The 8,305-nt window shown below is 42.4% G+C and carries 7 protein-coding genes; 4 read left to right on the plus strand and 3 right to left on the minus strand.

The window, feature by feature from the left end; translation table 11 throughout:
* Positions 1–291 precede the first annotated feature (291 nt).
* From V7K89_RS33555 to V7K89_RS33570, 4 genes are all read left to right on the plus strand, one after another.
* Complete coding sequence (locus V7K89_RS33555) at positions 292–447, plus strand: hypothetical protein (protein ID WP_335195125.1); 156 nt, start codon at positions 292–294, stop codon at positions 445–447.
* Positions 448–677: 230 nt separating this feature from the next.
* Positions 678–1,286 (plus strand): rRNA large subunit pseudouridine synthase E, encoded by a 609-nt coding sequence (locus V7K89_RS33560; protein ID WP_335195127.1) that lies wholly within the window; start codon positions 678–680, stop codon positions 1,284–1,286.
* 52 nt (positions 1,287–1,338) lie between these two features.
* A complete protein-coding gene (locus V7K89_RS33565; protein WP_335195129.1) occupies positions 1,339–1,725 on the plus strand; it encodes a hypothetical protein in 387 nt (128 codons plus the stop codon).
* Positions 1,718–1,984, plus strand: a complete 267-nt coding sequence (locus tag V7K89_RS33570; RefSeq protein WP_335195131.1) for a hypothetical protein — start codon at positions 1,718–1,720, stop codon at positions 1,982–1,984. The genes V7K89_RS33565 and V7K89_RS33570 overlap by 8 nt, the downstream gene beginning before the upstream one ends.
* Positions 1,985–2,539: 555 nt before the next feature.
* Here V7K89_RS33570 and lnt read toward each other — a convergent pair.
* From lnt to V7K89_RS33585, 3 genes are all read right to left on the minus strand, one after another.
* Entirely contained in the window at positions 2,540–4,159 is a 1,620-nt protein-coding gene (gene lnt / locus V7K89_RS33575) for an apolipoprotein N-acyltransferase (RefSeq protein WP_335195133.1), read from the minus strand.
* Positions 4,140–6,746, minus strand: coding sequence for a DNA topoisomerase (ATP-hydrolyzing) subunit A (gene gyrA, locus V7K89_RS33580; protein WP_335195135.1), 2,607 nt, complete (start codon positions 6,744–6,746; stop codon positions 4,140–4,142). Before gyrA ends, lnt begins: the two co-directional genes overlap by 20 nt.
* A gap of 275 nt (positions 6,747–7,021) precedes the next feature.
* Positions 7,022–8,149 carry a pentapeptide repeat-containing protein gene (locus V7K89_RS33585; protein WP_335195137.1) on the minus strand — a complete coding sequence of 376 codons (1,128 nt, stop codon included), beginning with the start codon at positions 8,147–8,149 and terminating at the stop codon, positions 7,022–7,024.
* Between the last annotated feature and the right edge of the window lie 156 nt (positions 8,150–8,305).

Here is an 8,305-nt window from a genome sequence, read left to right on the forward strand (position 1 = left end):
TTCTAGCTGATATATCCCTGACATTGTTCATCCTTCATCTGGTTTATTCTTATTCTCTCATCTGTAGTCCAATTTTAGAGAATTGGTATAAGTAAGGATTCAGGTTAACTGGAGTTTAGACTAAGAGCTGATTCGTAAAGAAAATCTTAAGGGTACTCAATTCATTGCTATGTCTGAGTTTCAGCGAATAAGTGCTGTATTGACTTAAATACCTGAAACCCTTATTAGACAAGTACTTTACTTGAGTTTACAAATTAGCTCTAAAAGCAGGCGATCGTTAACTAGATGCCAATGCAGAGCCGTGCGTTGTTAGCAGGCGACCACACTGCCTGGTCGCGCCCGGATGCGGTCACTTTACAGGAGAGGACAATTGAATACAGCAACGCCACAGTACTTAGAAATAAACCGATTACTATTGGTCAGAGATATAGCACCGAATGGCACTAAGAAAAGCTATAAGCTATGAGAAATAAGGATTACATTTAATGCCATTGAGCAGTAATCAGATGAGTGAAAGTCAGGCGATCGCTAACTGTGATTTACAGACGCAGCGAAATTTATGGGGCATCAAGGAGAGATGTTTCAAAAATAGGAACGACATGAATTACGTAAACAATTACAAACTGCTTAATTGATAAGCGTTTCCGCTTTTCTTAGTGCCATTCGATCAATGACCAATGACAAATCATTACCGATATATTATTTTTTACAAACCCTATGGTGTCCTCAGTCAGTTTACAAAAGATGCCCCGACACATAGCACTTTAAAAGAGTATATTGATGTGTCTGATGTATATCCTGTGGGACGCTTAGACTGGGATAGTGAAGGATTGCTGCTGTTAACGAATGATGGACAATTGCAACATCGCCTCGCCCATCCGCGTTTTGGTCATAAACGTACTTACTGGGTACAGGTAGAGCGAATTCCAGATGTAGAAGCTATCAAAAGGTTGCAAACAGGTGTAAAAATTCAAGATTACCGTACTCAACCATCAGAAGTGAAGCTCTTACCAGAAGAACCACAGTTACCCGAACGCACCCCACCGATTAGATTTCGCAAAAATGTCCCGACAGCTTGGCTGGAAATGACTTTAACAGAGGGAAAAAACCGTCAAGTACGGCGCATGACTGCGGCTGTCGGGTTTCCGACTTTGCGACTGGTTAGGGTTAGCATAGCTCACTTACAATTAGATGACTTACAATTGGGTCAATGGCGCGACCTCACCGCCTCTGAACTCCATAATTTTAGCAAATCGAAAAGTTTTCCCCCAAAAGCCGCCCGATAATAGAAAGTTAACTTGTGATTAAACCGTCGAAGTGCAGTTGTCCTCCGTGACTATGCTCGAATACACTTCTCCTCCCATTTGGCTCAATGCTCACATTCAAGACCCGCGAATTACCGTTGGAGATTACACTTACTTTGATCGGCATATTAGTTTGGCATTGTTCACCCCTAACGATCAAATTGAGATTGGAAAATTTTGTTCTCTCGCTAAGGATATCGTCATTTTTGGTGGAGGCAATCACATTATGACAAGAGCAACGACATTTCCTTTCAAGTGGTTATCCGCAGAAACTGAGCCAGAAGAACGTTACACTGATGCGGCAAGTAAGGGAGCAACAATAATTGGTCATGATGTTTGGGTTGGATATGGAGCAACGATTATGTCAGGAGTGAATAATAGGCAACGGAGCAGTCGTAGGCGCACGGGCTGTTGTGGCTAAAGATGTTCCTGCCTATGCTGTTGTGGTTGGTAATCCAGCTAAGGTCGTTCGGTATCGGTTTAAGCCTGAAACGATAGAACGATTACTGAAACTAGCTTGGTGGAATTGGGACTCATCGAAGGTTGCGGCTAATTTAGAGTTGCTGTACACCAACCCGGATGAATGGCAACCAGAGATTCAGGTGAAAGGACCGCGTGGAGAGAAATTGAAATTTATCGGGATGCCAGCAGCAGAACAAGTCGATGAATCGGACAGTTGAGATATCTTGGTGAGGATGCAAAAGTTACTTGCCGCCGCTTATCTTGGTCGTTAAATCATCACAAACCTATTTAATCTGAAGTTCCCCCAAGCAAAAAGCGCTGATGCTTGTGTAGAGCGGCTTTCAAAATTTTTTGGTTCCGCTTTACGCCCTTACAAATTTTCAAAGGGGCTAGAACTTACGCACTGTACAAATTGACCATAATATGTATTACGCAAAATGTACATTTAACGTGCTGACTGCAACCCTGATTTAGTCGCATATTTACTGTTTTGGCTATTAGACATGGCTCAAAAGCCCAAAGAACGTATAGTACATATGTATGATGCGTAAGTCCTAGGGGCTTGCGGAGCGAGTTTGAGGCGTTGTCACCCCGTTTTTCAGCTTACCGCAGTTGTACTATTTAATCTATACCCTACATGGGTACAGCATTTGAGGGGTCAAAATCTAGATTTATAATGCAGCAAGGAATTCAAACATTTATAGTACATTTGCACGGGAGAACTTCAGATTAAATAGTGAAGCGATCGCTAATAACTCCAAAGACTCAATTTGCTAGGAATTGCCCAAATTACTGAATTTCTTTATACCATGAATTACCAGCCAAGCTCCTCCAGAGGAGATCAATAATAACGGTGTTAACCAATCACCCCAACGCACATATAAAGTTTGTGTCTGTCGTCGATAAATTGTTTCAGCATAAGTTTCGTAGGTATTATATCCAGACATCCATAAGGTTTTGCCATGAGGATCTACAAAGGCTGAATATCCAGTATTAGTTGCCCGTACTGACCAGCGATCAGTTTCAATTGCCCGCATGATATCCTGTGCATGATGCTGGAATGGCATAGATGCAGTGTAATGAGCATCGTTAGAAGAACTGAGGATAAACTGCCCACCTGCCGCCGCTTGACGGCGAAATTGTTCAGGAAAAGCGGATTCATAACATATACTAGCGATCGCCCGACCAAAAGGAGTGTCAAATATCTGATTTGCTGAACCAGCAACTTGGTGTGCATCCAAAGGCGATAAGCGTTGAACTAGTTTGCCTAAAATTCCTTCAAAGGGAATATATTCTCCCAAAGGTACTAATTTCGCTTTGTCGTAGCGGCTGACAATCTCACCTTTAGTATTGAAAGTAAACAAACTAATTGTATAACTGTCTCCTCGTTCGCCAAAAGCCCCAATCCAAGCAACTACGCCTTTTTCTTTCACGGCTGCAACTAAGGCAGTTCCCAGCAAATTACGCTGGAAAATAGGTAAGGCTCCTTCTGGGGTGAGGACTGCATCTACACCTTGGTCTGCTAAAGTTAAATATCCATTGGTATAGTTTTCTTGGGCGCGACGAAACCCTTCGGAACTTTGTAAAAGTCGGTTCGGGATATTACCCTGAACAATCCCCACTTTTAAGGCTGCTTCTGGGGGTTGGACGATGGGACGGCTGTATAAGATAAAACCGATGAGGTGTAAGGTAATTAATAATCCTGTAGCAGTCGCTAAGTATTTATTAACGAACCGCAGAGGCACAGAGGATATCTTAGTATCTTGGCGGTTTATATATGCTTCAGCAATTAACCCATTAACAGCAGCGATCGCTGCTGTTACAGTATTAGGCCCAGAGAGTTGTCCAAGATGTACAATTACGAGATTGTGCGGACTTTGTGTGTAAGCAAGAGAACTCCACCACAAAGGTCCGGCACTCCAGAGACTCTCTAAGCCGCACCAGACAGCTGTACCAATCAGTACACGTAGCCATGGTTTTTGCTCACTCAGGCGAACCATTACAGCCGCCCAAATAGCAACAAATACCCCTCCCAATACAGTGATAAATCCCCAGCAAAAAAGGGTGATTGCCAAACTTGGCAACCAAGGAACGCCCAACCATGTCATCGGATGAATTCCGGTAATCCACCATAGGGCGACACCGTGAAAACCAATACCCCAGAAGAAAGCAGGAGGGAATTGGTTTTTGTGTTTGACCGAAGTGACAACTAGCACCCACAAGGGGACTAGGGCAATCCAAGCCAACAACCATGCACCTACTGGGGCCACAGTTAGCCCCATAAGAATGCCGCTAGCTAAGGCTATCAAGTAAGGGAGTAAGGAAGTTAACCTCTCCCCCTGCCTCCCCTGCTTTCCCTGCTCCCCCTGCTTCTTACTCTGCTTCTTCTGCATCACCAGCATCAGGTGGAACTATTGCCACACCAGTAATGGCGTCGTCTTCGTCTAAACGCTGCACTCTAACTCCAGTTGCCGATCGCGATTGGATAGAAATCGCATTCACCGCTTGACGGATGATAATACCGCGATTTGTCACCATCATCATTTCATCAGTATCGTTGTTGACAATGCGTAAGGTTGCCAACTTGTCTTTGTTTTTACGGTTTTTGAACTTGGTTGCCATTAAACCCTGACCAGCACGATTTTGCAGTCGGAATTGGGCAACTGGTACGCGCTTACCATAGCCACCCATTGTAATTACCAACACCCAAGGGCCAACTATGCCACTGCTAGACACTTCTACTGACTCTTCATTGATTTCGGTAATTTCGATATCTTCTGTTTCGATTGTTTCGATATCTTCATTTTCGGCTTCTATAACTGTATCCAAAGTTTCCAGAATTGCTGCGGGGAGAATATCCATACCCACCAATTCATCTTTATTTTTGAGTTTCATCGCTTTTACCCCACGAGTCGCCCTACTTAAAGGACGCAGTTGTTCGTGGTTGCACCGGAAGTGAATCGCCATCCCGTGACGAGAACCAATGATTACACTGTCCTCGACTCTAGCGCGTCGCACCCAGCGGAGTTGATCGCCTTCTTCTAAGGAAATGGCAATCAAGCCATTGGCGCGAATATGACTAAAGGCTGCCAATTCGGTTTTCTTGATATTGCCACCTTTGGTGAGCATGACCAAATATTCTTCATTGCTAAACTCGTCAACCGGGACAATCGAGGTGATTTTTTCCTCTTTGGGTATCGGTAGCATCTGAACAATTGGTGTCCCGCGACTGGTACGCGAGCTCACGGGAATTTGATACGCTTTCAAACAGTAGACAACGCCACGTTCGCTAAAGAATAAAATACTGTCGTGATCGCAGCAAGTCAAAAAATGCTCAACGGTATCATCATCTTTCACCTTGGCTGCAGCTTTACCTCTGGTAGCACGGCTTTGGGCTTCAAAAGTATTGACGGGCATCCGTTTGATGTAACCTTGTTCTGTCACCAGAATTATCGCTTTTTCATTGGCAATTAGGTCGCGATCGTCTAATTCCCCTTCCCCTGGTAAAATCACTGTGCGGCGGGGTGTAGCAAAGCTAGTTTTCAGCTGCGTAGCTTCGGTTTCAATGATTTCCAGCACTCTCTCCCGCCGCGCCAAAATATCCTGCAAGTCGGCAATCTTCGCTTGTAATTCTTCGTGTTCCAGACGAATTTTGTCTGCTTCTAAAGCAGTCAAGCGCCGCAATTGCATTTGCAAAATCGCATCTGCTTGCACTTCTGAAAGTCCGTAAGTTGTGATTAATTCGCCTTTAGCTGTGGGTGCATCTGGAGCATGACGAATTAAGACAATAATCGGATCTAAATGAGACAGAGCAATTAATAATCCTTGGAGGAGATGGTCGCGTTCTTCGGCTTTCCGCAGTTCGTAGCGGGTACGTCTGGTAATGGATTCGATGCGGAAATCCAAGAAGACGGTTAAGAACTGCTTGAGGGTGAGTACTTGAGGTTCGCTATTCACCAACGCCAGCATATTCGCGCCGAAGTTGGCTTGCAGTGGCGTTTGCTTGTAGAGGTTGTTCAGCACAACGCGGGGATAAGCATCACGCTTGAGTTCGATCACAATTCGCATCCCGTCGCGATCGCTTTCATCTCGGATATCTGCAATCCCCTCTAGACGCTTTTCGTTCACCATTTCGGCGATTTTTTCAATCAGCGCCGCTTTGTTGGTTTGATAGGGCAATTCAGTAATGATAATTGCTTCTCTATCTGGGCGTCCCCGTTGTTCAACGGTTTCAATGTTAGCGACACCACGCATGGTAATAGAACCACGCCCTGTAGTATAAGCTTCTCGAATGGCAGATGTTCCTAAAATCTGCGCCCCAGTCGGAAAATCTGGGCCGTGGACATACTGCATTAATTCGATGTCGGTGATTTCTGGATTGTGGATTATTGCCACCAAAGCATCAATTAATTCCCCCAAGTTGTGGGGCGGAATGTTGGTAGCCATGCCTACAGCAATTCCAGAGGAACCGTTGAGCAATAACTGCGGAATCCGTGCTGGTAAGACTGTGGGTTCTTGCTGGGATCCGTCGAAGTTATCGGCGAAATCTACGGTTTCATACTCGATGTCGTGGAGTAAACCAGCACTAGTTAAAGCTTGCAAGCGGCATTCTGTGTACCGCATGGCGGCTGGCGGATCGTTGTCTACCGAACCAAAGTTACCATGTCCGTCAACTAATGGCGATCGCATGGAAAAATCTTGCGCCATCCGCACCAAGGCGTCATATACTGCCGTGTCACCGTGGGGGTGATATTTACCCAATACTTCACCCACCACACGGGCGCATTTCTTAAAAGGGCGATCGTGGAGCAGACCTAGCTCGTGCATTGCGTAAAGAATGCGACGATGCACAGGTTTTAGACCATCCCTGGCATCTGGCAGCGCCCGACCCACTATCACGCTCATGGCGTATTCCAGATAAGACTGCGACATTTCGTTTCGCAAGTCTGTCGGGATAATCCTCTCCTGTGAGGTTGTCATAACCTAAAAATCTCCAAAAATCGTAGATTTTAGCTTTTTTACTCAACAAAGCGCAAAATTATTCTAAATTGCTCTTGAATAATTGCTATAATTTGATATAATTCTAACATATATTGCTTGTTTATGCCTAAGCAGCTAACTCAAGCGTTTTAGTATAGTAGATATTCCTTGTTTGACTGCTTCTAATGGTAGGTTAGGTGAAGCGGCCGCAGAACCAAACAATTTAGTTATATTAGTTAGTTTTGCTAATTTTCACCCAACCTGCGGATCAGTATTTAGTCCGGTTTAATCCAGCCTTTGATAATTGCTTTAGCAATGTTGATATAGGAATTATCAAAAAACTCTTCAATTACAGTTTCACTAAGTCCCTGTAATGCACCAATAGCGCGACGCTTTAAGCTAGGAGTAGTCTCATCATTTACATAAGCAATCTTCTCACTTTCATTAGCAGTAGGATTATTTTGCTCGAATTGTTTTATAAGCTGTTGTATTTCAGTAGATACATCAGCAAGAGTTTGTTTGTGCTCAGATGTGTAGATGTTTTGGTTTACTTGTTGCCGTGCATTATCTTCCATTTTGTTAGCAAAATTACTAATATTTGGTTTATGGAAATTATTGTTATATGTGTCTGACATAATTTTCTCCACATTGATAGGTCTTGTTGCTTGCTGCTTAATAATTTCTAATATTTCCATACTTTGCTGACGGTAAAAATTAATATCATCATCTTTAGCTTGAAGGTCTCTCCGATATTTCTCTTCCAAAAACTTAACATTAGTTTCATAAAACTCTTTGAAACCAGTTTCAATAGCACCTTTAATTGCACCAGTGTTAATGAGTGATTCAATATTCACATCTAATCGGATAATTAATGTGTTACTTTTACGTTCAATTCCTTGAATACCAATGTTGTGTTCAGGATATTGCTGACGTAATTCGTTAAATGATTTGAAAAATGCTTTCCAATCAATACCATTTGTAAAAGTTAAATCAATGGTTTCTAATGCTTTTTCAATAACTTTGATGCGTTCTGTAAACTCATTAGGTGCAAAAATACTATTTGTGTCTATGGGACGACGCTGGTCAAACTTATTCAGTTTATAATTAAACTGGTAATAAATATAATCACATTTTACATTATTTAGATTAGTAGAGGAATCAATATTCCAACTTTCTATACATGCTCCAGTAAAATTAGCATAGTCAAAATCTGCACCAATTGCTTCCAAATAACTTAAATTTGCATTTCTTAAATCAGCATATCTTAAATTTGCATACCTAAAATCAACTCCTTTTAAGTTGGCTTCACATAAATTTACTTTATTCATATCTATATTTATTAAGTTTAGTTTTCCTTTGGAATAATTTAGCATTAATTCCAAACCGCTAAACAAGGTAAACATAATAATGAAAAATAAAGATAAACGAATTATTGTATACAATACTAATTCTTCCCAAGAGAAATTTATACCAATTCTCTAAAATTGGACTACAGATGAGAGAATAAGAATAAACCAGATGAAGGATGAACAATGTCAGGGATATATCAGCTAGAAATT

The sequence above is a fragment of the Nostoc sp. genome (assembly GCF_036917515.1).
Classification (GTDB): Bacteria; Cyanobacteriota; Cyanobacteriia; order Cyanobacteriales; family Nostocaceae; genus Nostoc.